We start from the raw sequence: 25,068 nt of genomic DNA on the forward strand, positions 1-25,068 counted from the left end.
ATTATAGCCTCCTAGCCTTTCTTTTAGCTGCGGCAGCCTGGAATTTGGCATCCTGGTTCTGATTAGCCTTCTTACGCCGAACCGTCTTAGGGTCGATTAATAGCGGGGAATAGAGCTCTAGACGATCTCCAGGATAAATGGGACTATCCCAGTCCTTGCGCTTACCAAAGACCCCGAAGCAGCCTTTTCTGGCTAAAACAGGGTCGTCTGGACCAACTGCGATTCCAGCTCTAATGAGGGCTAGACCAATCGTAGGTGACTCTTTGGCTGATAGAAGGAGCTTGAACGCCTTAAGTTCTGGCTTACCCTGCCTGGCATCACAGAGAATGAGGTCAAGCGAGCGCTCAGCCATAGAGGTCTTCGGCACGCTTTACAAAGCAGTCAACAAAGGTGCCGGCTATATGTCCAAATACTGGGCCAATAATCTTGTCCAGAATGACGCTCTTGAACTCCCAGTGCAGCTTGAACTCCACCTTACAAGCATCTTCCCGCAAAGGGATAAAGTTCCACTGCCCAGAGAAGTGCTTAAACGGGCCGTCTACAAAGACCATATCAATCGTTTCAGGGCGGTGATTCACATTTCGAGTATGAAAATACTGGGTAATGCCCTTGAAATGAATATTAATTTTGGCGTCGAGCACGGTCTCAGTCTGCTCAAAAATTTCTACCCCGCCACACCAAGGCAGGAACTCAGGATAGTGGGCGACATCGGTCACTAAGCCGTACATACGGTCGGCTGATTGGCCAATTAAAACGGTCTTGTAGACGTCTGCCATAATCGTTCTTGAGAGCTAAATAAATATGAGTATCGTCGATAACAAAAAAGCCTTCTTTGATTATTTTATCGAGGAGCGCTTTGAGGCAGGGCTTGTGTTGGAAGGCTGGGAAGTGAAAGCCATCCGAGCAGGGCGCGTGCACGTCAAAGAAGCGTATGTTGTCATTCGCAAGGCGGAGCTATTTTTGATCGGCTGCCATATCACCCCCCTACTCTCAGCCTCCACCCATATCGTTCCCGATAGCACCCGCACTAGAAAGCTCCTGCTCAATGCTATCGAAATTAAAAAACTCATCGGCAAAGTAGAGCAAAAGGGCTACACCCTGGTGCCGCTCAACCTACATTTCTCCAAAGGAAATGTGAAGTGTGAGATTGGTCTAGCCAGAGGCAAAAAGCAACATGACAAACGCGCAGCCACTAAAGAACGTGAGTGGGAAGTCCAAAAAGGTCGCATTGCCAGAGGCGATTTAAACGCTTAATCCCAGAAAAACTGGGGTAGACTACCCTTAGGAGCGAATATTTGAGCATTTATGCACCTTTATAGTGCAATTCGGCACCAAGCCGCTTCAAATGAGTCATTCCAGCTTTTATAAAGGCATTAGTTTGGTAACTATGAAATTGCCTTTTGACGAAATGCTCGACGCCGCAGGCAAAGCGCGTCCCCACTACCAAATCTTTCACAACTGGCTGAAGCAGCAAAGTGACACCCTCATGGGTCTCAAACGCGCTGAAGCAGATCTGATCTTTAGAAGAGTGGGCATCACCTTCGCCGTCTATGGAGATGACCTAGGTTCAGAAAGAACCATTCCTTTCGATCAAGTACCGCGCATCTTTACTGCCAAAGAGTGGGAGCAATTAGAAGCTGGATTACGCCAACGAGTCAAAGCACTTAATCGCTTTATCTACGACGTGTATCACGATGAAGACATTATTAAGGCAGGCATTGTTCCAGCTGAACAGATTTATAACAATGCGCAATATCGCCCCGAAATGCGCAACGTCAGCATACCGCGCGACATCTACGCACAAATTGCTGGAATCGATATCGTTCGCGCCGGCGAAGGTGAGTTCTACGTTTTAGAAGATAACTTGCGAGTTCCATCTGGCGTGTCTTATATGGTTGAAGACCGCAAGATGATGATGCGACTCTTCCCTGACCTCTTTCAAAAATATCGCATTGCTCCTGTAGAGCACTACCCCGATCTTTTATTGGAATGCCTCAAGTCAGTTAAACCGGATGACGTTAAAAAACCAAACGTTGTTGTGTTGACTCCAGGCATGTATAACTCCGCTTACTTTGAGCACAGCTACCTCGCGCAGCAGATGGGTGTTGAGTTAGTAGAGGGTAAAGACTTATTTGTGAAAAATGAACAAGTCTTTATGCGAACTACTCAAGGGCCTGAGCGCGTTGATGTAATCTATCGCCGCGTTGATGATGACTTCTTGGATCCGTTGGCATTTCGCTCTGACTCCACTCTGGGTGTTGCAGGACTCTTATCTGCACACCGCGCTGGTAACGTGACACTGGCAAATGCAATTGGCACTGGTATTGCTGATGACAAATCTATCTACCCATATGTACCCGAGATGATCGAGTTTTATCTTGGTGAGAAACCGATTCTTAATAACGTTCCCACTTTCCAGTGCCGTAAGGCAGATGACTTAGCTTATACATTAGCCAATCTGGATAAGTTGGTGGTGAAGCTGACCCATGGTGCCGGTGGATATGGCATGTTAGTTGGTCCGGCATCAACCAAAGCAGAGATTGAAGAATTTAGAACTCATCTCATCGCTAATCCAGATAAATATATTGCGCAACCTACATTGGCACTATCCACCTGCCCTACCTTTGTTGAATCAGGCGTTGCTCCAAGACATATCGACTTAAGACCCTTTGTTCTCTCAGGCAAAACTATCAAGATGGTTCCTGGTGGATTGACTAGGGTTGCACTCAAAGAAGGCTCTTTAGTAGTGAACTCCTCCCAAGGTGGCGGAACTAAAGATACCTGGGTATTGGAAGAGTGAATGAAGAGTATGGGGAATAAGAAAATATGTTGAGTCGTACCGCTGATTGTCTTTATTGGATGGCCCGTTACACCGAGCGCGCAGAGAATACTGCCCGCATGCTCGATGTAAACCATCAAACCTCACTACTTCCACAGCCTGCAGAGTTTTTAGAGCAGAGTTGGAAAAAATTACTCACTATTTCTAAGTTGGAAGAAGCCTTCCTCAGCAAATATGATGTCGTTAATCGTGAGAATGTTTTGGACTTCATGATTTATGAGACCAGTAATCCCTCTAGTATCGTTTCTTGCCTTTTTGCAGCGCGTGAGAACGCACGCGTTATCCGCGGCAAGATTACTTCCGAGGTTTGGGAAACCCAAAACACTACGTGGCTTGAGCTGCAGCGCATCCTAGAGGCAAGACATCAAGCTGATCCTAGTCGCCTTTTGGAGTGGGTCAAGCACCGCTGCCACCTCTTTAGGGGTGTTCTATACGGCACGATGCTGAAGAATGAGGCCTTTTACTTTATCAATGTGGGAACCCTGCTAGAACGCGCCGACAACACCGCACGTATTTTGGAAACTAAGTATGAGGACCCAGCAGCCCTGAGAGTTCTTGGCGCCAAGAAATCCTCGGAAGATGGTACAGACGGTGAATTCTTTGACTTCTATCACTGGGCGGCGTTACTGCGCTCCGTCTCAGCATTTGAGATCTATCGTCAAATTTATTCTGATCAAGTCACACCAAAACAAGTCGCACAACTACTCATCTTCAATAAACAGATGCCTCGCTCCTTGGTATCCTGCGTCAATGAATTAATCCCCCTCATTTCCGAAGTTAAGAATCAGCAATCCAAAGAAATTGAACGTTTGCTTGGAAAGCTCAAGGCAAGTTTGGATTACTCTGATATTGATGAGGTATTTGAGCAAGGCCTGGAAGAATTTATTGAGGCTTTCTTAGAGCGCATTAACTACATAGCCGATGAGTTTAGCAATGCTTATCTCATTCCACTGGCTGTTGCCTAAGAAATCACAAAGACTATATGCATCTTAAAATTCGCCATCGCACGGAATATCGCTATGAAACACCGGTGCGTTATTCCATACAAGAGTTGCGCTTGACGCCTCCTACTCTCGCTGGCCAACAAGTCGACAAATGGAGAATTAGCACGCCAATTAAAGCATCTAGCTCTATAGATACTTTTGGCAATCTTTGCAGTGTATTCGTGCAGGAGAGCCCTTACACCTCAATGATGATTGAGGCTGAAGGTGAAGTGCATACACAAGATGCATATGAGTTTTTAGATGATGCTAAAGCAGTTTCGCCTTACTACTTACTGCAACAAACCAATCTGACTGAGCCTACAGACGAAATGTTGGAATATTTCTCTTATGGCATTCCAAAGAAAAATTCAGTTGATCAAATACTTAAACTTGCTGAGGCAGTTCAAGGCTTGATTGTGTATTCTCCTGGCCAAACGAACTTTGCCACTACTGCAGCTCAATCCTTCGCCATGAAATCTGGTGTTTGCCAAGATCATGCCCACATTATGTTAAGTCTCTGTCGCGCCTCTGGAATTCCCGCTCGATATGTCAGTGGTTATTTCTTTGCAGAAGAATCTCCAAATCTTGCTAGCCATGCTTGGATTGACTTTTGTAGCGATATCGATAAAGGCATCTGGACTGGCGTAGATATCACCCACGCCTGCTTAGTTGACTCACGTCATATTCGCCTTGCTATTGGTCGAGATTATTATTCCGCCGCGCCTGTTAAAGGGGTCCGCTCTGGCGGCGGTGGAGAAGAACTCAGCGCTAACATTTCGATTCAACAGCTGCTATAGCAACCCTCTGGGATATTTAAGAGATAATCCCAGGAAATAATGAAGAGGGTCTGTGTATGACGTATTGCGTTGGGCTTTGCCTAAAAGATGGTCTTGTTTTTTTATCCGATACCCGGACAAATGCTGGCGTCGACCAAATCGGCACCTTTAGAAAGATGACCTTGTTTCAAAACAAGGATCGCTTCTTTACCTTAATGAGTGCGGGCAATCTCGCCATTACCCAATCCGTTAAAGAAATCCTGCTGCAAGGACAGCTTTTTAAGGGCAAGAACCTCTGGACAGCCAAAAACTCCTATGAAGCTGCTGTTGTTGTGGGTGATGCTATTAAACAAGTGTATGAACGTGATCATGCCGCACTTGAAAAATCGGGCCTTGAATTTAACTGCAATATGATTTTTGGTGGTCAAGTAAAAGGTGAGAAACCGCGCCTATTTAATATTTATTCGGCTGGGAACTTTATTGAGGCTACACCCGAGACTTGCTATTTCCAGATTGGTGAATCTAAGTACGGCAAGCCCATCTTAGACCGAGTACTCAATTTCAATACACCGCTTAATCTGGCAACTAAGTGCGCCCTCATCTCCATGGACTCCACCTTGAAAAGTAATATTTCGGTTGGACTACCTCTGGATATGTTGGTTTACGAAATAAATTCTCTGAAAGCCACGAAGCTCGTGACTCTAGATGATGCAAACCCCTATTTCGCAATGATCCATCAAGCCTGGGGCGAGAAACTACGCGAGGCTTTTAACTCCATAGCGGAACCCAGCTGGAGCGGCGCTCATAAATCGAGTGATATCTCCACTCCTGCTAAAAAAATGGGGATTGTTCCTATCAATCATCCACCATCTAAGGCGAGAGCTCAAAAGGCCACAAGAACAACTAAGGCTACCCCCGTAAAGAAGATGGCACCGAAGAAGGTGGCTGCAAAGAGAAAATAATCCTCCATTAATGAAGTGTTGGATGCATTTACAAACAAAAGGCCTAGAAAAAATCTAGGCCTTTTGCGTTAACGCTATCTGCTTTGGTTTAGGCTTTTAAATTCTTACCCAACATCTCCCAAGTAGCCACTACGCTATCTGGATTTAATGAGATTGAGGTAATTCCCTTTTCAACCAACCAACGGGCAAAGTCTGGGTGATCTGAAGGACCTTGACCGCAAATACCAACATATTTGTTTTGCTTACGGCAAGCATCAATTGAACGAGCAATCATGAACTCTACCGCTGGATCACGCTCATCAAAGTCGATAGCCAACAATTCCATACCGGAGTCACGATCCAGACCCAATGTTAATTGAGTCATATCGTTTGAGCCGATTGAGAAACCATCAAAGTACTCCAGGAACTGATCAGCCAAAATCGCATTAGATGGGATCTCACACATCATGATGAGACGCAAACCATTCACACCACGCTTCAGACCAAACTTCTCCATCATGTCGATCACGCGCTTAGCCTGATTGATAGTACGTACAAACGGAACCATGATTTCTACGTTATCCAAGCCCATATCTTCACGAACACGCTTCATTGCTGCGCACTCGAGAGCAAAGGCTTCGCCAAAGTCTTCAGAAACGTAACGTGACGCACCACGGAATCCCAACATTGGATTCTCTTCATCAGGCTCGTAACGCGATCCGCCAATTAACTTCTTATATTCATTGGACTTGAAGTCTGACAAACGAACAATCACTGGCTTTGGATAGAAAGCAGCAGCAATAGTTGCTACACCCTCAACCAACTTGTCTTCGTAAAACTGACGTGGGCTTGCATAGCCACGAGCAACACTCTCAACTGCACGCTTGAGGTCAGGGTCAATATTTGGATATTCCAATACAGCACGTGGATGCACACCAATGTAGTTGTTAATAATGAACTCAAGGCGAGCCAAGCCAACACCAGCATTCGGGATCTGGCAGAAATCAAATGCCAACTGAGGATTGCCGATATTCATGGTGATCTTCACTGGAATCTCTGGTAATACGCCACGAGATACTTCAGTCACTTCGGTTTCGATCAAGCCATCATAAATATGGCCTTCGTCACCTTCAGCACAAGAAACCGTCACCATCATGCCGTCTTGCAAGTGCTCAGTGGCATCACCGCAACCAACAACCGCAGGTACGCCTAATTCACGGGCAATGATCGCTGCGTGACATGTGCGTCCACCACGATTAGTCACAATCGCTGAAGCACGCTTCATGACTGGTTCCCAGTTCGGGTCAGTCATATCGGCAACCAAGACATCTCCTGGCTGAACACGATCCATCTCGCTTGGGTCACGAATAATGCGTACTGGACCTGCGCCAATCTTTTGACCAATCGCACGACCTTTTGCCAATACCTTTGAGCTACCTTTTAATTTGTAGCGCATCTCCACTTGACCAGCAGCTTGACTCTTTACAGTCTCAGGGCGCGCTTGCAAGATATAGATACGGCCATCTTGACCATCTTTACCCCACTCGATGTCCATTGGACGGCCGTAGTGCTTTTCAATGATCACTGCATATTTAGCCAACTCAGTGATATCCGCATCCTCCAAAGAGAAGCGGTTACGCTTTTCTGGGGTGACATCAACAGTTTGTACTTTTTCTGCGGAGCCTTTTGGGGCAAATTGCATTTGAATTAACTTTGAACCCAAGGAGCGGCGAATGATCGCCTTCTTATCTTGAGCCAAAGTGGTTTTAAATACATAAAACTCGTCCGGGTTCACTGCGCCCTGGACAACGGTCTCGCCCAAGCCATAGCTTGAGGTAATGAAAACTACATCCTCAAATCCTGACTCGGTGTCCAGAGTAAACATCACGCCAGCAGCGCCCAAGTCAGAACGAACCATGCGTTGAATACCAGCAGATAAGGCTACTTCAGCGTGGGCAAAGCCCTTATGAACACGGTAGGAGATCGCGCGATCGTTATACAAAGAAGCAAATACTTCACGAATCTTCTTTAGAACATCATCAATACCTTCGACGTTCAAAAAGGTTTCTTGCTGACCAGCAAAAGAAGCATCTGGCAAGTCTTCGGCAGTAGCTGATGAACGTACCGCAAATGAACCTTTACCAGAGTCATCCAATACAGAAAATGCTTTACGAATTTCTTCGTCCAACTTTGGTTGCAATGGCGCTGTCTCAATCCAGCTACGAATTTCTGCACCAGCTTGCGCCAATGCGCGCACATCATCAATATTCAAGCCTTCCAAGCGCTGTTGAATGCGCTCAGTCAAATTGTTGTGCTTTAGAAAGTCACGGAATGCTAACGAAGTCGTTGCAAAACCTGTAGGAACACGAACCCCAGTAGACGCCAACTGAGAAATCATCTCTCCTAATGACGCATTCTTACCACCAACCGATTCAACATCAGTCATGCGGAGTTGTTCAAAAGGCAAAACGTAGGCATCAGCCATACTGCTATTTTGTTGCTGTTGGTTGGACATAAAATACTCTCAAAAGATAAGGAAACTGGTGTAGCGGCCACCCTAAAGGGGGCGTGCTTTAATATGACTCTATTGTAGTGCTGACCCTGACTTTTAAGCCAAATCCATGTCCAACGAAACCCGCATTGTTTTTATTGTCTCTGACGGCACCGGCATTACTGCCGAGAACTTCAGCCAGTCGATTTTGGCCCAATTTGAGGCTACTTTTAAGCATATTCGAGTGCCTTTTGTGGATAGCGTTGATAAGGCCTACGATGCCGTTAGCAGCGTCAATCAAGCGGCCACTAAATATGGGGTGCAACCCATCGTTTTCACCACTTTGGTGAACTCCGAGCTCAATGCAATCGTGGCCAAGGCAAATGGCCTTATTTTGGACATGTTTCAGACCTTCGTAGCCCCTCTAGAGGAGGCTTTAGGCATGAAATCCACCCATGCCATGAACCGCCTTCACCATAATGCCGATACCGAGGCCTATAAGAACCGGATTGAGGCCATTAACTATTCCTTGGCCCATGATGATGGTCAATCCAATCAAAACCTGGCTGAAGCCGATGTCATTCTGATTGGCATCTCCCGGGTTGGCAAGACGCCAACCAGTCTTTACCTGGCTATGCAGTATGGGCTCAAAGCAGCTAACTACCCACTCATTCCAGAAGACTTTGAACGAGGACAGCTCCCGAAAGATCTGGTGCCTTACCGTCAAAAAATCTTTGGCTTAATGATTGATGCTGAACGACTCTCAGAGATTCGTAATGAGCGCAGACCTGGTAGTAACTACGCCAAGCTCGAAAACTGTCGTTATGAAATCAATGAAGCAACGGCAATGATGAAAAAGCAATCCATCCCATGGGTGCTGACTACCAGCAAATCCATTGAAGAAATTGCCACTACAGTGCTGCAGGCAATTAAGTCAGATAAAACAATACTGGGGTAAGTTTTAAGAGCGCGATTTAAGCTCTTCTAACGCGTGCAGTCTCAAATAGGCACACTGCAGCGGCAGTAGATACATTGAGCGATTCCACCCTTGGATCAATTGGGATCGATACCCCTCTTGCTTGAGCAAGCAAATCATCTGATACACCCTGCCCTTCACTACCCATTACCCAAGCAACTGGGTGGAGTAAATCTTTTTTAAGGGAATAAAGGTCTTGCTCTGCATCTGCTGTAGCCGCCAATAAAGGTGCAGTCACGGCACTCAGTAATTGTTGGTTAGACCAGCCCTCATATAAATCTAGAAGTTTGTGAGCGCCCATACCAGCACGCAATACTTTTGTAGACCATAGATGGGCGCAGCCTGATAAAGCAATCACTTGGGTAAAGCCTGCGGCTGCTGCAGTGCGCAGAATAGAGCCTACGTTACCCGCATCTTGTACTCGATCCAATATCACCACATCGCCATTAAAGGTTGCAACGGATTGAGGTGTTGTGAGCGTGGATCTAGGAAGATCGAGTAAGCCTGCAATATGTGGCGCATTCACCAAATCAGAAAGCAAGTCCCAGAGTGCGCTATCTAACTGGAATACCTTGGTCTCTGGACAGATCTCGAGATGTTCGTAGACGGCTTGTGCGATCTCTACATTCTTGAGACCGACTTCTGATGTGAGGAGAGCTCTTAAAGCAGGATCACCCACCCAAGTTTGAACTAGATGAATGCCTTCCAATAATGCTTGGCCGCTAGCGAGCCTAGCCTTCTGCCCTTTAGATCCGGTGGCCTGTAGGTTGCGAATCTCCTTAAATAGCGGATTCTCTTTGGAGGTGATGAGATCGAAGTTCATGACTTAATGGTTTTGATTTTCGAGAACTTTGCGCACTGGTGAAAAACTTCTTCTGTGTTGATCGCATGTGCCATATTGTTTAAGTGCAGCAAAATGGGCTTCCGTTGGATAACCCATATGTTGTGCAAATCCATATTCTGGATGACGCTCATGCAATATTTGCATCTGTCGATCACGAGTAACTTTGGCGACTATCGATGCCGCAGATATTGCAGGCTCCTTAGCATCACCCTTAACAATTGCTTCTGCAGCAATTGGCAACTCTGGGCAAAGATTGCCATCGATCAACGCTTTATCAGGCCAAGCGCCTAAGCGAGTGGTTAGATCTTCGATTGCCCTGCGCATTGCCAGCATCGTGGCCTGCAAAATGTTAATCTCATCAATCTCGGCTGGACTGGCTTCACCAACACCCCAAGCCTTTGCCTTTTCCATGATCTGCTCATAGAGATATTCACGACGAATAGCAGTTAATTTCTTAGAATCTTTTAAACCTTCAATTGGATTACTGGGATCGAGCACTACGGCACCAGCAACCACCGCACCAACTAATGGTCCTCGCCCTGCTTCATCTACGCCGCAGATCCAAATCAGACTCATATGCTTGTTTTGTTCTTGCGTTGATTGGCAATAGTTTGTGCTATCGCTTGCGCAACTAATAAACCCGTAGGACGACGCAAAGTTTCATGCATCTGGGCAAAGCGTTCTTTGAGCTTAGCAACTTTAGCTGGATGCTCTAACCAAGCCTGTACGGCATGAGCTAGTTTTTCTGGAGTGGCATCATCTTGCAGAAACTCAGGAACAATAAATTCGCCGCACAAGATGTTTGGTAGACCTACATAAGGCATATAGCCTTGGCGCTTCATGATCTGCGCAGTTAACCAAGGCACCTTATAAGAAATCACCATCGGCTTTTTCCACAAAGCCGCTTGTAAGGTAGCTGTGCCGCTTGCAATTAACACTACGTCTGAAGCTTCTAGCACTTCATCGGCCATGCCATCTAGCAGATGAATCTGAATATCTGGATTGCTGTTTTTTGTCTTGAGTAAAAGTTGCTCAAGAGGCTCGCGTAATTGTGGTGTTGCCACCGGAATTAAAAAGTTGAGCCTCTGCCCCTTTAATCTCTTGGCTAATAACTGCATCGTTTCAAAAAAGACGGGGGCTATAAGCTCAATCTCTGATCCACGGCTTCCAGGCAAGACGGCAATTACCAATCCCTCAAGTGAAGTAGTAGGAATTTTGAGGGGTTTGCTTAATTTTTCTCGCGCTTGCTGAATATTAGGTTCAAGTGGAATCTCGCTGGCCAAGGGGTGCCCTACATAAGTGGATGCTACCCCAGCTTTGTCATAGATTTCAGTCTCAAAAGGAAAGATACAAAGCATGCGCTCCACTGCTTGGGAAATCTTTTTGATCCGCCCTGCTCGCCAAGCCCAAATAGAAGGTGAGACCAAATGCAAAGTTGGGATACCTGCTTTACGTAATTGCAACTCGACACCCAAATTAAAATCTGGCGCATCAATTCCTAAATAAACATCTGGGCGACCTTCGTTGAGGAGATTTTGAATGAGCTCTTTGCGAAGTTTCAGAATAGCTGGGAGCTGCTTAATAGCCTCAACATAACCTCGCACACTTAAGGTTTCCATGGGCCAATCGGATCGCATTCCCTCGGCTTGCATGCGTGGGCCACCAATGCCATAAACTTCAAGGCCGGCCATATCCGGAATTTGATTTAGCGCACTAAGAACTGGCGCTGCTAATAGATCGCCAGAAGGTTCGCCAGCTACACAAGCTAACTTTGGCAAAGTAATTCCGTTACCGAATAATGCCGCGCGTTGATGCGGCAATAAAGTCATGGAACTGCGCGAGCTTCTCAGCAGTAACTGCATCTGCCGCTGAAGCAACAACCAGCTTCTGAATCTCTACTTTCGCATCTTCAAAACTCAGGCCATCCTTATAAAGTACTTTATAGGCTTGACGCAAGGCCGAAATTGTTTCACTTGAGAAACCTCGGCGCTTTAAACCCTCAACGTTAATACCATGAGGAGAAGCCTTATCACCCGCAGCAATCACGAATGGCGGGATATCTTGTACTAGTGCAGAAGCACCACCCAACATCGCATGTTGACCAATACGAACAAATTGATGTACGCCAGACATACCGCCCATGATGGCCCAATCTTCGACCTGAACATGGCCAGCTATTTGCGCATTGCTTGAAAAAATCGTGTGATTGCCAACCTGGCAATCGTGAGCAATGTGTACATAAGCCATGATCCAGTTATCGTTACCGATGCGAGTAATGCCTTCGTCTTGTGACGTACCCGTATGAATCGTAGTGAACTCACGCACAGTATTGCGATCGCCAATAATCAACTGGGTTGGCTCGCCACGGTATTTCATATCCTGCGGAGGGCCGCCAATGGCCGCAAAATGGGCAAAGCTATTTTGCGCACCGATTGTGGTGTAACCCTCAATCACTGTATGAGAGCCCACTTTAGTTCCAGCGCCAATCTTCACGTTAGGACCAATGACGGAATACGGGCCAACCTCAACATCGCCAGCTAGCTCAGCCTTACTGTCTACTACAGCAGTTGCATGAATCCGAGTCATTACGCGCCTTTCGTACGAACCGCACAAGTGATATTAGCCTCTGCAGCAATCTCACCATCCACAGTTGCCTTAACAGCAAACTTATAAATACCAGCGCGACCGCGCTCTAATGTGGCAGTCATAATTAACTGATCACCAGGTAACACAGGCTTTTTAAAGCGCGCGCCATCAATACCGGCAAAGTAATAGATTGCATCTTCCGCGCGTTCTTCAGAGAATGTTAGCAAAGCAGCAGTTTGAGCTAAAGCCTCAATAATTAAGACACCAGGCATGACTGGGAAATCTGGGAAATGGCCCTGAAAGAAAGGCTCATTCATGGTGACGTTTTTTAATGCGGTGATGCTTTCACGCGGGGTAATTTCTAATACGCGGTCTACCAATAGGAATGGGTAGCGATGCGGTAGCAATTGAAGAATCTTATTGATGTCGATTGCGATTGGTGTGCTCATAAATGACCCGCTGAAAAGTAAATATTAATTTTGGTTCTACAGAATCTCAAGACTCTGTAGATTTGTTTTTATCTAACAAGCGCAAGCGCTGACGTATTTTATCTAGCCCACGCAAGATAGCAGCGTTTTTCTCCCAAGCGCCGTGGAGCATTGATGGATAAACGCCTGTGAAATGCTGTCCAGGCTCTGTAATAGATCGAATAATGGAAGTATTACCAGACACCGTCGTTCTGTCGGCAATCGTGAGATGACCCGCAAAGTTTGCTGCGCCGCCAATGATGCAGAAATTGCCAATTTTGGTACTTCCAGATACAGCTGCACACCCAGCGACAACACAGCAATTACCTATTACTACGTTATGCGCTATTTGCACCTGATTATCAATTTTTGTTCCTGCGCCCACAACCGTATCACTCATCGCGCCACGATCAATTGTGGTTGAAGCGCCAATCTCGACATCATTGCCAATGACCACTCGCCCCGTCTGAGGAATCTTGACCCACTCACCGCCCGTAGCAGAAAAGTCTGGGGCAAAACCAAAGCCATCGGCGCCGATGACTGCGCCGCTATGAATAATGCAACGCTCACCAATCTGAGTGTTGTAATAAATAGAAACAGATGGATAGATCAGCGTATCGCTTGCAATAATGCTATCCCTGGCAATGATGGAATTTCCCAGAATAGAAACACGTTCGCCTAACTTTACGCCCTCGCCAATCTGAACAAATGGTCCGATGTGGCAGGAAGATGGAACGCTTGCAGTGGAATCAATAACTGCACTAGGATGTATTCCGGGGGCGTAGATTGGGCTAATCACTTTTGCAAAGTGTTGCGCCATTCTGGCAAAAGTAGCGTATGGATTTTTAGAAACAAAGTACACCCGCTTTGCGGAATGAGCGCTAGGATTTGCCTGCAAAAACTCTAAATCAGACTTGCCAACAATCAATGCTCCAGCAGCGCTATCACTAGCTTGCCGTCTATAAAGCGGATTGGAAAGGAAGGAGATTTGATCTGGCTGCGCTCGCTCCAAAGGAGCGAGGCCAGTAAATCCATGGGAAGCCTCCCCCACCAAGCTTGCTTGAAACTGTTCGGCCAGCTCAATGGCGGTCGGCATAAAGCTTACTTCTGGCTATTTAAAGCCTTGATAACGTCATCGGTTACATCGGCCTTAGGGCTGACATAAGCTGCTTCTTGAACAATGACATCAATTTTTCTTTGTTCTGCAATTTGCTTCAACACTGCATTTGCTTTTTCTGCAATCTTGGCGCGCTCCTCAAAAGTGCGCTGATTAAGATCTTCAGTAAATTCGCGTTGCTTGCGTTGTAGTTCACGATCCTGATCAGCCAACTCACGTTGGCGACGCACGCGCTCAGCTTCATTCATAACCGCAGCATCACGATCTAACTTTTCAGCAGCAGATTTAATTTTTTGAGCGCTATCGCGCAAATCGTTCTGGCGCTTAGTAAATTCATTTTGCAAACGAGTTTGCATTGCTTTAGCTAGGTTGGACTCGTTGAAGACTTTCTCAGAATTCACAACCGCAACGCGCGTTCCTGCATCTTGAGCAAAAACTTGAGGGGCTGCGATTGCTGTCATGGCAGCAATCACGCCAACTTGAATCCATTTAGAAGATTGATAAAGCTTCATAAAACTTTCCTTAAACAATTAAAACGCTGTACCCACTTGGAACTGCAAACGCTGAACGTTATCCGTTGGTTGTGACTTATACGGAATACCGTAGCTAAATTTCAGTGGCCCTAAAGGTGATATCCATGATAAACCCAATCCATAGGAATATCTCAGAACTAGATTGATGTTTTCCCCAAACGCATTACCGCCGTCCACGAAGGTAAATAGGCGCAAGGTCTTATCAACGCCCGAACCTGGAACAGGGAAGGTGTATTCCACATTAGTAACAATTTTCGACTGACCGCCCGTAGGCTGGTAGGAACCAATAATGGTGTTGTAGTACTGAGGGCCCAAAGAGCCAGGAGCATAGCCACGAACAGAGCCAATACCACCCACATAGTAGTTTTTAGTAATCGGGAAGGGCTTGCTGCCATAAGCCTCGCCATAGCCAACCTCACCATTAAAGGACAAAATATTGCCTCTTGAGAATGAGTGGTATTTCTGGTACTGGCCATAAATACGATAAAAAGTGAGGTCTCCAACAGGGGTTCCCACTTCAGCAGAGAGCTGCTGCAATGAACCGTCAGAAGGAATCAAAGTGCTATCGCGACCATCACGCGCCCAACCGACTGTTAGGGGTACGTTGTATGTTTGCAAACGGCCTGGCACTGTTCCACCATAGCTAGTTACATAATTCTGATAAGGGATCGGCGTATTGGTGGTGGCATAAATACTGAACACCTCAATACCTGTTCCAAAGAACACGCGATCAACTTCGGTATACGGAACACCAAATTTAATGTTGGAGCCAACTGACTTAATTTGATAATCCGGATCGCCAGCATAGTACAAAGGCTTGGATGAACGATAGTAAAGATCGGTATAACGACTAATGCCATCTTCCGTAAAGTACGGGTCGTAATTTGAGAGCGTTAGATTTTGAGTAATCTTACCTAGCGACGCATTCAAACCAATCGCAGTACCAGTACCAAACGCGTTATCCTGATTAACACCGGCAGACAAAATCAATTTCTCAGTTGAAGAAAAGCCTGCACCAAGGGTGACGGCACCCGTTGGCTTTTCTGTAACCTTCACATTCACATCCACCTGATCAGGGGAACCCGGAACATCTTCCGTGGTGATATCAGTTTCAGTGAAATAACCCAAGCGACCCAAACGCTTTTTAGATAAATCGATTTTGTCGCTATCAAACCAAGAGCTTTCGAACTGACGCATTTCGCGGCGAACCACCATGTCACGAGTTTTTGCATTTCCAGAAATTGCCACTTGGCGTACATAGATACGACGCCCCGGATCAACCACTAATGTAAGGTCAACCTCGGCAACGTCACGACGAATATCAGGTTGCGGATTGATGGTTGCGAATGCATAGCCATAAGAACCCAATATCTCAGCAATTGCCTTGGTGCTCTCGGTTAATTTAGCTGATGAGAAAGTATCCCCAGGCTTCAAAACAACCAACTGCATCAACTCTGCTTCTTTGCCTAAAGTTTCTCCTGCTAAGCGCACATCCTTAACGGTAAATTTTTTACCTTCACGAATACTAATGGTGAGGTAGATGCCCTTTTTATCCGGGGTAATCGACACCTGAGTGGACTCAATTACAAACTCGAGATAACCACGATTAAGGTAATAAGATCGAATGGACTCTAAGTCGGCAGTTAACTTTTGCTTAGAATAAAGATTGTCTTTGCTGTACCAAGACAACCAACCGCCGGTTTTTAACTGCATCTCGCTTTTTAGCGTACCCTCGCTAAAGACTTCATTACCAATAAAGTTAATCTCTTGAATTTTGGCAACAGGGCCTTCATCAATATTAAAGTAAATAGCAACTTGGTTACGTTCAACCGGGGTAACCGTAGCGACTACCTCAGCCGCATACATACCTTTACCAACGTATTGGCGCTTTAATTCTTGCTCGGCCTTATCAATCAGGGCTTTGTCGTAAAAACGCGCTTCAGCAACACCCACTGTTTTTAAGGACTTACGCACGATCTCGGGATCAAACTCTTTCATTCCCGTAAATTCAATACGAGAAATGGTTGGGCGCTCTTCCACGATCACAATCAGAACGTTGCCCTGCTCTTGAATTTGCACATCCCTGAAGAACCCAGTGCTATACAAGGCCTTAATCGATTCGGCACCTTTTTCTTCGGTAAAGGTATCGCCTACTTGAACGGGCAAATAACTAAATACCGTTCCAGCCTCTACGCGCTGCAAACCTTCAACGCGAATATCTTTCACCACAAATGACTCGGCCGCAGAGGCATTCAAACTCAACCCAAGCGCGGAAAATACCAAGATATGGGTAATAAATCGGGCAAAAATACGGAAAGAACGTGTCAGAGGATTCAAGGCGAAATATAGCGTTGTAAATCGTTAAACAAGGCCAGTAATGACATAGAGATCAGCAAAATAAAGCCCACTTTTTGGAGGCGCTCCTGCGTTGATGTCGAAATCTGCTTACCAGCGACCAACTCCCATGCATCATACAGTAGCTGACCCCCATCAAGCATCGGAAAGGGGAGCAAATTCAACAAACCAATGCTAATGCTCATAAGTGCCAAAAAGGCCAAAAATGGCTGCCACCCTACCTGGGCTGATTTCCCAGCCATGTCCGCAATACTGAGGGGTCCACCCAGCTGTTTTAAGGAGGTATTACCGGCAAACAAACCAGCCATTAGCCTTGCAGAAACCTTCGTAATTACCCACACCCTCTTTGTGGCAAAAATGAGGGCGTCTACCGGCCCTAATTTCAGGTCCTGCCATTGCGCCAGCGGTGTTAGTGCAGGCAGAATGCCCAGGGCCAATATCGGATCCTGATGAGGGCTAATTTTGGGTAACTCATTAGCATGAAAGGACTTTATTGAGCTTCCACCAGTAGGCGTTTCTAACTCTAGAGCAAATCCTCCCGCTCCGGTAAGCGCATCCATCAAGCTCCAACGCAAGGCATTCCAGCTCGGTACGGGGTCAAAATCCCCCAAAAGGGGCGTGCCACCCTCTTCAGACCCCAAATTCTGCCAACCAATTACCCGATCACCCGCTATTACCCCCAGCTTGGCAGCAACAGAATGCTCAGGGGGGTTTTGCAGAACGGCTGGTAATTGTGGGGCGCCAGAAATATAGATCAGGGCAAAAAAGACAATCGCTAAAAAGAAATTGGCTAATGGGCCCGCGGCCACAATCAAAGATCTCTGCCATAAGGACTTTTGATCAAACGCTTCAGATTCATCAGCGGGAGCAATCACTTGCTGACGATCTCGACCATCGAGCAATTTCACATAGCCGCCCAATGGGATTGCAGCCAATACCCACTCTGTTTTATTTTTTGCGCGGTAAGTGAATAACGGTTTACCAAAGCCAACAGCAAAGCGAAGGACTCGAACCCCGCAACAGCGAGCTGCAAAAAAATGGCCGAACTCATGAAAGCTAACCAACACGCCCAGGGTTAACAAAAAAGCTGCAAGAGTAATTAATGCCTGCAAAGAATATCCTTCACTACCACTTGTGCCGCCTGACGAGCACGAGCATCCACATCCAAAATTAATTCTAGCGAGTCTGCATTGACGGAAGAAATAGAGTTCAACACGCTCTCCACTACATGCGGAATTTGTAAATACGGCAGACCTTCATCTAAGAATGCTGCTACTGCAATTTCATTAGCAGCATTCAGAACAGCCGGTGCAGTACCACCAGCCGTAGCAGCAGCAAACGCCAAAGAAAGACAAGGGAAACGTTCTAGCTCTGGATCAGTAAAACTTAAGTTTGCCAACTGCGTCAAACTGAGCGGGGCTACACCTGCTTCGATACGCTCTGGCCATGCTAGACCATAAGCAATAGGGGTTCGCATATCGGGCTGACCCAGTTGAGCAAGCACAGAACCGTCACGATAACGAACCATTGAATGCACAACGCTTTGCGGATGGATTAATACTTTAATTTTTTCTAAAGGCAAACCAAACAACCAAAACGCCTCGATCACTTCAAGGCCTTTGTTCATCATCGTCGCAGAATCAACCGAAATTTTTCTACCCATCACCCAGTTCGGATGTGCGCAAGCTTGCTCGGGAGTAATGCCGGCCAATTGATCAAGTGGCGTATTTCTGAATGGTCCACCGGAGGCAGTCAACCATAGCTCTTCAACCCCCAAACTCGGATTAGGGGCTTTAGAAAATTGATTTGGTAGGCACTGAAAGATGGCATTGTGCTCACTATCGATTGGCAGTAATTCTCCGCCCCCCGCCTTCATCGCCTGCATAAACAAATCGCCAGACATCACCAAGGCTTCTTTATTGGCGAGTAACACTCTTTTGCCAGCTTTTGCAGCAGCCAAGGTAGGCACCAATCCTGCGGCACCTACAATCGCAGCCATAACGGTATCGCAATTCGATTCAGTAACAGCGCCAACTAAAGCTTGCGGTCCATGCAAGACCTGGGTATTGATTTTTTTCTCGAGCAAAATCTTACTTAAGCGAGCGGCGCCATCAGCATCCGCTACTACCGCAATATTGGGTCTAAATTCAGCACATTGCTCAGCCAGCAAATCTACCTGCTTTGCTGCGGTAAGTGCGACTACCCTAAAGCGATCTGGGTGGGCACGAATCACATCGAGCGTATTAACGCCGATGGAGCCAGTAGAGCCTAGGATAGCGACCTGCTTGACTGGCATTACACAAATCCCGCCAAGAGCGCTGCGATGGGCATTGCCGGAATCAAAGCATCTACCCGATCCAATACGCCACCATGTCCTGGCAATAAATGACTGGAGTCTTTGACGCCAGCTAAACGCTTTAACTGAGACTCAAATAAGTCCCCAAAAATACTGAAGGCCGTTAATACCGTCACCATGAGGAACATGGGAACCCAACCAAAGCGAATGGCCCAGGCGCCAAACAAAGTCGATTCAAAAGGCAAAAAGTAAACGCACAAGAATGCATAAACATAGCAAAGTATTAAACCGCCGATAGCACCTTCAATCGATTTACCCGGACTAATTTGCACGGCAAGCTTGTGTTTACCAAACGCCTTACCAACAAAGTAAGCACCAATATCGGCAATCCACACTAGAGCCATACTACTAAGCAAAAAGATCAGGCCTAACTCACGTAAGAACACCAATGCAAACCAAGTGGCTGGCAATAAAATGAAGCCGAGCACCACATAAAAAGGTCGCAGCTTTTCCAGCGAAAGATTCATGCCTTTGGCTAATATAAATGGCGCAATAAAGAACCAGAAAATGACAGCTAGAAGTAATAAAGCGAATTGCCAGGAGGCATTCTGCATGCCTAGAAAAAACAAAATAATGGCCAAGCAAAATAATGCGTATAGCCAGGCAGCACGTCCTGCCTCAGGCGCTAATAAGCGACTCCACTCCCAAGCAGCGGCCAACAATGCCACCAAAAAGAATACGCCAATGTACATTGCGGGGAGTAAAAATAGAATAGGCAGCAATACCGCCAATAGAACAAGGGCGGTAATGACTCGGGTTTTTAACATGGGGAATTAAACTTAGTAATTAGCAGCGTCAAACTGCATCGCTCACGGCTTGAGATGCAAGCTGAGCACTGGTACGACCAAAACGGCGCTCGCGCTGGCTAAACCAGTCAAACGCCTTGTGCAATTCTTTTTCATCAAAGTCAGGCCACAAAATATCTGTGAAGTACAGCTCGGTGTATGCAAGCTGCCATAACAAGAAATTGCTTACACGCTGCTCACCACCGGTACGAATAAACAAATCCGGCTCTGGTGCGTAAGCCATTGAAAGATGTGGCTGAAGCAATTCTTCAGTAACCTGTTCTGGCTTTAAATTGGGATTAGCAGAAAGGCATTGGCGCATTGCCTGCAAGATATCCCAGCGACCACCATAGTTAGCAGCAATCGTAAAAGTTAACCCTTTGCACCCGGCAGTCTTTTGTTCTGAGAATTGCACCATCTCCTGGATAGCAGAATCAAAACGGCTCAAGTCGCCAATTAAACGCAAAGCAATATCATTTTCCGCCAAACGAGACACTTCACCCTTCAGTGACTTCAGGAATAACTTCATCAAGAAACCTACCTCTTCTGGTGGTCGTCGCCAGTTCTCTGAACTAAAGGCAAATACCGTAAGGTATTCAACACCAAGCTTGCGGCATTCTTCAACGATTTTTCGCACAGCGCTCAAACCTTCTGAGTGCCCCGCAACGCGAGGCATCATGCGCTTACTAGCCCAACGCCCATTACCATCCATGATGATCGCCACATGGCGAGGTATAGCACTCACCTCTGGGATGGCTAGGGTGGAACTAGAGTGTTGAGTCATGGGGGCTAAAAATACAAAACGGCCTTAAACCGTCATGATTTCTTTTTCTTTTTCAGAAACGATCTTATCGACATCGATCACTGCTTTATCCGTCATCTTCTGTATGTCATCAGTAGCGCGACGCTCTTCATCTTCGGAAATTTCTTTATCCTTAGTGAGACGCTTTAAATGCTCATTCGCGTCGCGACGTAAATTACGAACAGCAATCTTAGTTTCTTCACCCTCATTCTTCACAACCTTAGTGAGGTCGCGGCGACGCTCTTCAGTCAAAGCAGGCATTGGCACGCGGATTACCGTGCCTTGAGAGGCTGGATTTAGACCCAAGTCTGAATCACGAATCGCTTTTTCAATAACCGCAACCATCGTCTTTTCAAATGGTTGAACATTAATGGTGCGCGCATCCGCTAAGCCTAGGCTGGCAACCTGACTTAATGGTGTTGGATTACCGTAGTAATCCACCTGAATATGCTCCAGAATTCCTGGGTTAGCACGGCCAGAGCGAATCTTGGCTAAATTGGTCTTCAAAGCCTCAAGAGACTTTTGCATCTTTTGATCGGTATTGGTTTTAATTTCTGCTGCGGACATCAGGCCTCCTATTAAACGTGTACTAAAGTACCTTCAGGTTCACCTTGCACTACACGCATTAATGCGCCTGGCTTGAGAATTGAAAATACTTTGATTGGTAATTTGCGATCGCGGCACAATGCAAATGCAGTTGCATCCATGACTTGCAGATTCTTGATTAATGCTTCGTCAAACGTAATGGTTTTATATAAGGTGGCAGTTGGATCTTTTACTGGATCGGCACTGTAAATACCATCCACCTTCGTTGCTTTGAGCATAATCTCAACACCCATCTCAGCCCCACGCAGAGCGGCAGCAGTATCAGTAGTGAAGAATGGATTACCCGTACCCGCTGCGAAAATAACCACTTTCCCTTCACCCATCGCGCGAATTGCGCGTGGACGAATGTAGGGCTCAACCACTTGATCCATACGGAGTGCAGATTGCACGCGCGCTTCAACACCTTTTTGACGCAACGCATCTTGCAATGCTAAAGAATTCATCATGGTTGCCAACATACCCATGTAATCGGCAGTTGCGCGATCCATGCCGGCGGCACCACCTGCAACTCCGCGGAAAATATTTCCGCCGCCAATCACAATCGCTAGCTCCACTCCGATATTCACAATAGCGGCGATTTCCTTAACCATGGAATCGATAGTGATTGGATTGATGCCAAAAGCATCATCGCCCATAAGGGCTTCACCAGATAGTTTTAGGAGGACTCGTTTGTAGGCTGGCATGTTTTTTATTTTCCGTAATTTGCCAAGTAATTTACTTACTTAGCTTATTGATCTTTAAGCACTTTTTAATATCTCTGCCAAATTATAAAGGGCTTGAGAAGGATCAAAGAAAAGGGCACAGAAACTAAGGTTTCTATGCCCTTTTGGGTATTACCAAGCAGTGGGGCAAGCCCCAAACTAGCCTATTAAGCTGTTGCTTTAGAAGCGGCAGCCACTTGTGCGGCTACTTCAGCCGCAAAGTCGTCTTGACGCTTCTCAATGCCCTCACCTACAACAAACATGGTGAAACCCTTGATTGTTGTATTTGCAGCCTTGAGCATTTGCTCTACAGATTGCTTGTCGTTTTTAACGAAAGTTTGGTTCAACAAAGAAACCTCTTTGAGGTACTTCTGAATGGAACCTTCAACCATCTTTTCAACGATTTCTGGTGGTTTACCAGATTCAGCAGCTTTTTGAACAGCAACGCTTCGCTCAACAGCAATTGCTTCAGCAGGAACGTCAGCCATAGACAGGGCCACTGGCTTCATTGCAGCAATGTGCATTGCTACATCTTTAGCAGCAGTCTCGTCACCTTCGAACTCAACCATGACACCAATACGAGCGCCATGGAGATAGGAAACCAACTTGTTGCTACCAGAAAAACGCTTAAAGCGACGTGGCATGATGTTCTCGCCGATCTTACCGATCAGTGCGCTACGAACCTCATCAACAGTTTGACCATTCAATGGCAATGCTAACAATGCAGCAACGTCAGCCGGGTTCTTTTCAGCAACCAACTTCACGCAGTCATTTACAAATGCCAAGAAATCGTCGTTCTTAGAAACGAAGTCAGTTTCGCAGTTCACTTCTAACAAGGCACCAGTAGTACCATTGATAGAAGTAGCAACAATACCTTCAGCCGTAACACGAGAAGCTGCTTTACCAGCTTTGCTACCCAGCTTTACACGCAGAATTTCTTCTGCACGAGCCATATCACCATCAGCCTCAGTCAAAGCTTTTTTGCACTCCATCATCGGAGCATCAGTTTTGGCGCGTAAGTCGCCAACCATTGCAGCGGTAATAGCGGCCATTATTCAGCTTTCCCTTCTTCAACAAACTCTTCTTCGCCTTCTTTAACTGCTGTCAAGATTTCTTGAACAGAGTTAGCTTTGCCTTCGAGGATTGCATCTGCAATGCCGCGTGCGTAAAGGAGAACCGCTTTGCTGGAGTCATCGTTACCAGGAATGATGTAATCAACACCTTCTGGTGAGTGGTTGGTATCTACAACAGCGATTACTGGAATACCAAGCTTGTTAGCTTCAGTAATAGCAATCTTGTGATAGCCAACGTCCACTACAAAAATTGCATCAGGAACGCCATTCAAATCTTGAATACCGCCAAGTGCTTTTTGCAATTTGTCGAGATCACGGTCATTAGTCAAAGCTTCTTTCTTGGAGAGCTTTTCCCAGTCACCAGCTTCTTTAGCAACTGCCATATCTTTCAAACGCTTGAGGGAACCTTTAACAGTTTTGAAGTTGGTGAGTGTGCCACCCAACCAACGGCTGTCGATGTAAGGCATACCAGCACGAGCAGCTTCTTCAGCAATGATCTCGCGTGATTGACGCTTAGTACCAACAAATAAAATAGTGCCACGATTAGAAGCAACTTGTTTTGCAAATTTCAGGGCGTCCTGAAACATTGGCAATGTTTTTTCCAAGTTGATGATGTGGATTTTGTTGCGATGACCGAAAATGAATGGGGCCATCTTTGGGGACCAGAAGCGAGTTTGGTGACCAAAATGGCAACCGGCTTCCAGCATTTGACGCATAGTTACTGACATAACTTCTCCTAAGGGTTGGTTCTAAAGTTGAGTCCTAGCTGCGCTAAAAAACGCCACCCTGGAAGGCTCAACTCGCGATTTCAAGTCCAAAATAGACCCGAGACCAAAATTATAGCTTAAATATCAATGCTCTAGCCACCCTCACCCCCAAGCAATAAAAGGGGTCAACTCTCAAAATAGGCCCTAGAAGCCCCAAAAATGGGATATTTGCCTAAAATTTAGGCAATATGACCAAGCCAAAACTATCCAAGTCGTTGATAATCAAGGCATGAATAGTGTATTTACCGCAGAAAAAGACATCCTTGGGATGCGCGAAGCTGGCCGCTTAGCTAGCGAAGTTTTGGACCATGTGGCTCCCCACGTTAAGGCGGGAGTTACCACGGGCGAATTGGATCGGATTTGTCATGAATACATGCGCGATGTCCAAAAGACCATTCCGGCTCCATTAAATTATCAGCCGCCTGGATACCCTCCCTTTCCAGCATCCATCTGCACTTCCGTGAATGATGTGATCTGCCACGGAATTCCAGGCGACAAGGTTCTCAAAAATGGTGATGTTGTGAACTTAGACATTACCGTTATTACCCCCGATGGTTACTACGGCGACACTAGTCGCATGTTCATGGTGGGCGAAGTTTCTGTCATGGCAAAACGCCTTACACAAATCACATTTGAGTGCATGTGGTTAGGAATTGCTCAAGTGAAACCAGGTGCATCACTTGGCGATATCGGTCACGTAATACAGACCCACGCTGAAAAAGCAGGTTACTCAGTCGTGCGCGAATACTGCGGTCATGGCATTGGCAAAGTATTCCACCAAGACCCACAGATTCTTCACTATGGCAAACCAGGTACTGGTGAAAAGTTAGAAGTCGGCATGACCTTTACGATCGAGCCAATGATCAACGCGGGCAAACGAGATATTCGCACCATGCCTGACCAGTGGACCGTGAAGACAAAAGACCGCAGCTTGTCAGCCCAATGGGAGCATACGCTGTTGGTTACCCCAACAGGCGTTGAAGTGCTGACTTGGTCAGAAGGAAGCAACCCACCTCCTGATTGCGTTAAAGGCCTTTCATTTAGACCGACATTAGTAAGCGCTTAATAGA

At 46.3% G+C, this 25,068-nt stretch carries 26 protein-coding genes; 7 read left to right on the forward strand and 19 right to left on the reverse strand.

Going from position 1 to position 25,068, the window contains the following annotated elements; all coding sequences use genetic code 11:
- Position 1: 1 nt before the first annotated feature.
- Positions 2–367, reverse strand: a complete 366-nt coding sequence (locus tag ICN37_RS10305) for an RnfH family protein (RefSeq protein WP_370623839.1) — start codon at positions 365–367, stop codon at positions 2–4.
- Positions 345–776, reverse strand: a complete 432-nt coding sequence (locus ICN37_RS10310; RefSeq protein WP_216157308.1) for a type II toxin-antitoxin system RatA family toxin — start codon at positions 774–776, stop codon at positions 345–347. The genes ICN37_RS10305 and ICN37_RS10310 overlap by 23 nt, the downstream gene beginning before the upstream one ends.
- Positions 777–801: 25 nt before the next feature.
- On the opposite strand from ICN37_RS10310, the gene smpB reads away from it, so the two are divergent.
- The 5 genes from smpB to ICN37_RS10335 all read left to right on the forward strand — a co-directional run bounded on the left by smpB (position 802) and on the right by ICN37_RS10335 (position 5,560).
- Positions 802–1,254, forward strand: a complete 453-nt coding sequence (smpB, locus tag ICN37_RS10315) for an SsrA-binding protein SmpB (protein WP_072583017.1) — start codon at positions 802–804, stop codon at positions 1,252–1,254.
- A 133-nt stretch (positions 1,255–1,387) separates the two neighbouring features.
- Positions 1,388–2,800, forward strand: coding sequence for a circularly permuted type 2 ATP-grasp protein (locus tag ICN37_RS10320; protein ID WP_215322276.1), 1,413 nt, complete (start codon positions 1,388–1,390; stop codon positions 2,798–2,800).
- A gap of 26 nt (positions 2,801–2,826) precedes the next feature.
- Positions 2,827–3,804 carry an alpha-E domain-containing protein gene (locus tag ICN37_RS10325; RefSeq protein ID WP_216157311.1) on the forward strand — a complete coding sequence of 326 codons (978 nt, stop codon included), beginning with the start codon at positions 2,827–2,829 and terminating at the stop codon, positions 3,802–3,804.
- A 17-nt stretch (positions 3,805–3,821) separates the two neighbouring features.
- A complete protein-coding gene (locus ICN37_RS10330) occupies positions 3,822–4,619 on the forward strand; it encodes a transglutaminase family protein (protein WP_215321709.1) in 798 nt (265 codons plus the stop codon).
- A 56-nt stretch (positions 4,620–4,675) separates the two neighbouring features.
- Positions 4,676–5,560 carry a peptidase gene (locus ICN37_RS10335; RefSeq protein WP_216157314.1) on the forward strand — a complete coding sequence of 295 codons (885 nt, stop codon included), beginning with the start codon at positions 4,676–4,678 and terminating at the stop codon, positions 5,558–5,560.
- Positions 5,561–5,648: 88 nt separating this feature from the next.
- Here the strand turns inward: ICN37_RS10335 and ppsA are convergent, their stop codons facing one another.
- Positions 5,649–8,054, reverse strand: a complete 2,406-nt coding sequence (gene ppsA / locus ICN37_RS10340; protein ID WP_255538513.1) for a phosphoenolpyruvate synthase — start codon at positions 8,052–8,054, stop codon at positions 5,649–5,651.
- Between the two features lie 106 nt (positions 8,055–8,160).
- Here ppsA and ICN37_RS10345 point away from each other — a divergent pair, with 106 nt between their 5' ends.
- The gene (locus tag ICN37_RS10345) at positions 8,161–8,988 is read left to right on the forward strand and encodes a pyruvate, water dikinase regulatory protein (protein ID WP_215321707.1); all 828 of its coding nucleotides are present in this window, start codon (positions 8,161–8,163) and stop codon (positions 8,986–8,988) included.
- Positions 8,989–9,004: 16 nt separating this feature from the next.
- Here the strand turns inward: ICN37_RS10345 and ICN37_RS10350 are convergent, their stop codons facing one another.
- From ICN37_RS10350 to rpsB, 16 genes are all read right to left on the reverse strand, one after another.
- Complete coding sequence (locus tag ICN37_RS10350) at positions 9,005–9,829, reverse strand: RNA methyltransferase (RefSeq protein WP_216157317.1); 825 nt, start codon at positions 9,827–9,829, stop codon at positions 9,005–9,007.
- A gap of 3 nt (positions 9,830–9,832) precedes the next feature.
- Entirely contained in the window at positions 9,833–10,426 is a 594-nt protein-coding gene (gene rnhB / locus ICN37_RS10355) for a ribonuclease HII (protein ID WP_216157320.1), read from the reverse strand.
- Positions 10,423–11,634: a lipid-A-disaccharide synthase gene (lpxB, locus tag ICN37_RS10360; protein ID WP_370623846.1), complete on the reverse strand. Its 1,212-nt coding sequence runs from the start codon at positions 11,632–11,634 to the stop codon at positions 10,423–10,425. Before lpxB ends, rnhB begins: the two co-directional genes overlap by 4 nt.
- A 4-nt stretch (positions 11,635–11,638) precedes the next feature.
- Entirely contained in the window at positions 11,639–12,436 is a 798-nt protein-coding gene (lpxA, locus tag ICN37_RS10365) for an acyl-ACP--UDP-N-acetylglucosamine O-acyltransferase (RefSeq protein WP_072583027.1), read from the reverse strand.
- On the reverse strand, positions 12,436–12,885 hold the full coding sequence (fabZ, locus tag ICN37_RS10370) for a 3-hydroxyacyl-ACP dehydratase FabZ (protein WP_072583028.1): 450 nt from the start codon (positions 12,883–12,885) through the stop codon (positions 12,436–12,438). Before fabZ ends, lpxA begins: the two co-directional genes overlap by 1 nt.
- Positions 12,886–12,931: 46 nt before the next feature.
- Positions 12,932–13,999, reverse strand: a complete 1,068-nt coding sequence (gene lpxD, locus ICN37_RS10375) for a UDP-3-O-(3-hydroxymyristoyl)glucosamine N-acyltransferase (RefSeq protein ID WP_216157326.1) — start codon at positions 13,997–13,999, stop codon at positions 12,932–12,934.
- 5 nt (positions 14,000–14,004) lie between these two features.
- Positions 14,005–14,532, reverse strand: a complete 528-nt coding sequence (locus ICN37_RS10380; RefSeq protein WP_216157329.1) for an OmpH family outer membrane protein — start codon at positions 14,530–14,532, stop codon at positions 14,005–14,007.
- Positions 14,533–14,550: 18 nt separating this feature from the next.
- A complete protein-coding gene (gene bamA / locus ICN37_RS10385) occupies positions 14,551–16,881 on the reverse strand; it encodes an outer membrane protein assembly factor BamA (protein ID WP_370623847.1) in 2,331 nt (776 codons plus the stop codon).
- 5 nt (positions 16,882–16,886) lie between these two features.
- Positions 16,887–18,020, reverse strand: coding sequence for an RIP metalloprotease (locus ICN37_RS10390; protein WP_216157331.1), 1,134 nt, complete (start codon positions 18,018–18,020; stop codon positions 16,887–16,889).
- Positions 18,008–19,204, reverse strand: coding sequence for a 1-deoxy-D-xylulose-5-phosphate reductoisomerase (gene ispC / locus ICN37_RS10395; RefSeq protein ID WP_216157334.1), 1,197 nt, complete (start codon positions 19,202–19,204; stop codon positions 18,008–18,010). Before ispC ends, ICN37_RS10390 begins: the two co-directional genes overlap by 13 nt.
- Positions 19,204–20,031 (reverse strand): phosphatidate cytidylyltransferase, encoded by an 828-nt coding sequence (locus ICN37_RS10400; RefSeq protein ID WP_215321693.1) that lies wholly within the window; start codon positions 20,029–20,031, stop codon positions 19,204–19,206. The genes ispC and ICN37_RS10400 overlap by 1 nt, the downstream gene beginning before the upstream one ends.
- A gap of 28 nt (positions 20,032–20,059) precedes the next feature.
- Positions 20,060–20,833 carry an isoprenyl transferase gene (locus tag ICN37_RS10405; RefSeq protein WP_215321692.1) on the reverse strand — a complete coding sequence of 258 codons (774 nt, stop codon included), beginning with the start codon at positions 20,831–20,833 and terminating at the stop codon, positions 20,060–20,062.
- A gap of 24 nt (positions 20,834–20,857) precedes the next feature.
- A complete protein-coding gene (frr, locus tag ICN37_RS10410; RefSeq protein WP_215321691.1) occupies positions 20,858–21,418 on the reverse strand; it encodes a ribosome recycling factor in 561 nt (186 codons plus the stop codon).
- An 11-nt stretch (positions 21,419–21,429) separates the two neighbouring features.
- Positions 21,430–22,140: a UMP kinase gene (pyrH, locus tag ICN37_RS10415; protein ID WP_215321690.1), complete on the reverse strand. Its 711-nt coding sequence runs from the start codon at positions 22,138–22,140 to the stop codon at positions 21,430–21,432.
- A gap of 185 nt (positions 22,141–22,325) precedes the next feature.
- Positions 22,326–23,210 (reverse strand): translation elongation factor Ts, encoded by an 885-nt coding sequence (gene tsf, locus ICN37_RS10420; protein ID WP_215321689.1) that lies wholly within the window; start codon positions 23,208–23,210, stop codon positions 22,326–22,328.
- Positions 23,210–23,959: a 30S ribosomal protein S2 gene (gene rpsB, locus ICN37_RS10425; protein WP_011903288.1), complete on the reverse strand. Its 750-nt coding sequence runs from the start codon at positions 23,957–23,959 to the stop codon at positions 23,210–23,212. Before rpsB ends, tsf begins: the two co-directional genes overlap by 1 nt.
- Positions 23,960–24,164: 205 nt before the next feature.
- On the opposite strand from rpsB, the gene map reads away from it, so the two are divergent.
- Positions 24,165–25,064, forward strand: a complete 900-nt coding sequence (gene map, locus ICN37_RS10430) for a type I methionyl aminopeptidase (RefSeq protein WP_215322273.1) — start codon at positions 24,165–24,167, stop codon at positions 25,062–25,064.
- Positions 25,065–25,068 lie beyond the last annotated feature (4 nt).

The sequence above is a fragment of the Polynucleobacter sp. P1-05-14 genome (assembly GCF_018881675.1).
Classification (GTDB): Bacteria; Pseudomonadota; Gammaproteobacteria; order Burkholderiales; family Burkholderiaceae; genus Polynucleobacter.

Excerpts from the sequence above, each read along its gene's own strand:
- ICN37_RS10310 (WP_216157308.1), bottom strand. The coding sequence starts at position 776 with ATGGCAGACGTCTACAAGACCGTTTTAATTGGCCAATCAGCCGACCGT.
- smpB (WP_072583017.1), top strand. The coding sequence starts at position 802 with ATGAGTATCGTCGATAACAAAAAAGCCTTCTTTGATTATTTTATCGAG.
- ICN37_RS10320 (WP_215322276.1), top strand. The coding sequence starts at position 1,388 with ATGAAATTGCCTTTTGACGAAATGCTCGACGCCGCAGGCAAAGCGCGT.
- ICN37_RS10325 (WP_216157311.1), top strand. The coding sequence starts at position 2,827 with ATGTTGAGTCGTACCGCTGATTGTCTTTATTGGATGGCCCGTTACACC.
- ICN37_RS10330 (WP_215321709.1), top strand. The coding sequence starts at position 3,822 with ATGCATCTTAAAATTCGCCATCGCACGGAATATCGCTATGAAACACCG.
- ICN37_RS10335 (WP_216157314.1), top strand. The coding sequence starts at position 4,676 with ATGACGTATTGCGTTGGGCTTTGCCTAAAAGATGGTCTTGTTTTTTTA.
- ppsA (WP_255538513.1), bottom strand. The coding sequence starts at position 8,054 with ATGTCCAACCAACAGCAACAAAATAGCAGTATGGCTGATGCCTACGTT.
- ICN37_RS10345 (WP_215321707.1), top strand. The coding sequence starts at position 8,161 with ATGTCCAACGAAACCCGCATTGTTTTTATTGTCTCTGACGGCACCGGC.
- ICN37_RS10350 (WP_216157317.1), bottom strand. The coding sequence starts at position 9,829 with ATGAACTTCGATCTCATCACCTCCAAAGAGAATCCGCTATTTAAGGAG.
- rnhB (WP_216157320.1), bottom strand. The coding sequence starts at position 10,426 with ATGAGTCTGATTTGGATCTGCGGCGTAGATGAAGCAGGGCGAGGACCA.
- lpxA (WP_072583027.1), bottom strand. The coding sequence starts at position 12,436 with ATGACTCGGATTCATGCAACTGCTGTAGTAGACAGTAAGGCTGAGCTA.
- fabZ (WP_072583028.1), bottom strand. The coding sequence starts at position 12,885 with ATGAGCACACCAATCGCAATCGACATCAATAAGATTCTTCAATTGCTA.
- lpxD (WP_216157326.1), bottom strand. The coding sequence starts at position 13,999 with ATGCCGACCGCCATTGAGCTGGCCGAACAGTTTCAAGCAAGCTTGGTG.
- ICN37_RS10380 (WP_216157329.1), bottom strand. The coding sequence starts at position 14,532 with ATGAAGCTTTATCAATCTTCTAAATGGATTCAAGTTGGCGTGATTGCT.
- ispC (WP_216157334.1), bottom strand. The coding sequence starts at position 19,204 with ATGCCAGTCAAGCAGGTCGCTATCCTAGGCTCTACTGGCTCCATCGGC.
- ICN37_RS10400 (WP_215321693.1), bottom strand. The coding sequence starts at position 20,031 with ATGTTAAAAACCCGAGTCATTACCGCCCTTGTTCTATTGGCGGTATTG.
- ICN37_RS10405 (WP_215321692.1), bottom strand. The coding sequence starts at position 20,833 with ATGACTCAACACTCTAGTTCCACCCTAGCCATCCCAGAGGTGAGTGCT.
- frr (WP_215321691.1), bottom strand. The coding sequence starts at position 21,418 with ATGTCCGCAGCAGAAATTAAAACCAATACCGATCAAAAGATGCAAAAG.
- pyrH (WP_215321690.1), bottom strand. The coding sequence starts at position 22,140 with ATGCCAGCCTACAAACGAGTCCTCCTAAAACTATCTGGTGAAGCCCTT.
- tsf (WP_215321689.1), bottom strand. The coding sequence starts at position 23,210 with ATGGCCGCTATTACCGCTGCAATGGTTGGCGACTTACGCGCCAAAACT.
- rpsB (WP_011903288.1), bottom strand. The coding sequence starts at position 23,959 with ATGTCAGTAACTATGCGTCAAATGCTGGAAGCCGGTTGCCATTTTGGT.